Source organism: Nocardioides dubius (assembly GCF_039528155.1).
Classification (GTDB): domain Bacteria; phylum Actinomycetota; class Actinomycetes; order Propionibacteriales; family Nocardioidaceae; genus Nocardioides; species Nocardioides dubius.
The window spans coordinates 31,815-32,957 of record NZ_BAAALG010000004.1 but is presented as its reverse complement, the minus strand read 5'-3'; the positions used below and the strand labels follow the sequence as shown (position 1 = coordinate 32,957).

Annotated in this window: 1 protein-coding gene; it reads left to right on the top strand. The window is 75.3% G+C overall.

Going from position 1 to position 1,143, the window contains the following annotated elements; all coding sequences use genetic code 11:
• Window positions 1–92: 92 nt before the first annotated feature.
• The coding region (locus ABD151_RS06350) for a primosomal protein N' family DNA-binding protein (RefSeq protein ID WP_486348047.1) at window positions 93–1,143 on the top strand (1,051 nt) is incomplete at its 3' end.

Sequence of the window (1,143 nt, the reverse complement as noted above, 5' to 3'; positions counted from 1 at the left end):
CTCGCGTCTCAGGGTGGCGAACGTGGCACTGCGGTGCGCCTTGGTGACCCGGCCCCTGCGGCCTGTCGGACGGTGCTGGTAGAATTGCCTCCATGACCACGACCGGGAGCAGCGACCAGCCAGAGCTGCTGCCTGGCATGGCGCGGGCCCGGGTCCGCAAGGCACCGGCAGCCAAGAAGGGCGAGCCGCTGGCCGAGGTCGATCCGGTCGCCCAGGTGTTGCTGGAGCTCCCGCTCGCCCACCTGGACAGGGTCTTCGACTATGCGGTGCCTGCCTCGATGGGCGAGAAGGCGGTCCTCGGCGCTCGGGTGAAGGTGCGCTTCGGCGGGCAGGACGTCGACGGCTTCGTCGTCGCGCGCCAACCCGCCTCCGACCATGACGGCGTCCTGCAGCCGTTGCGCCGGGTGGTGAGCCCCGAGCCGGTGCTCGTGCCCGCCGTCGCGGAGCTGGCACGCCTGGTCGCCGAGCGCTACGCCGGCACCCGCTCCGACGTGCTGCGGCTGGCGGTGCCACCGCGACACGCCACCACCGAGCGGGAGCCGTCCCCGCCGGCACCGGCGCTGTCGGCGTCGCAGCCCAGCGTCTGGCACGGCCAGCCCGGGGGCGAGTCGTTCCTCGCGGCACTCGCCGCGGGCCGTCAGCCCAAGGCGGTGTGGAACGCCCCACCAGCAGCGGACTGGGCCGAGCACCTGGCCGAGGCCGCCGAGGTGATGCTGCGCGCCGGGCGAGGCACCGTGCTCTGCGTGCCCGACGCGCGCGACGCACACCGGGTCGGCGCAGCGCTGGAGCGCCGACTCGGCCCGGGGCAGCATGTGGTGCTGGTGGCGGAGGCCGGGCCGGCCGCCCGCTACCGGAGCTTCCTCGCCGTCAGTCGCGGCGCCCGGCGGATCGTCGTCGGCAACCGGGCCGCTGCCTTCGCCCCGGTCCACGACCTCGGGTTGGTCGCGATCTGGGACGACGGCGACGACCTGCACGCCGAGCCGCGGGCGCCCTATCCGCACGCCCGCGAGGTGCTGCTGCTGCGCGCCCGGGCCGAGCAGACGGCGGTCCTGGTCGCGGGCTTCACCCGCACGGTCGAGGCCGAGTACCTGGTCCGCACCGGGTGGGCCCAGCCGTTGCTGCCCGATCGCCGTCAGCTGCGCG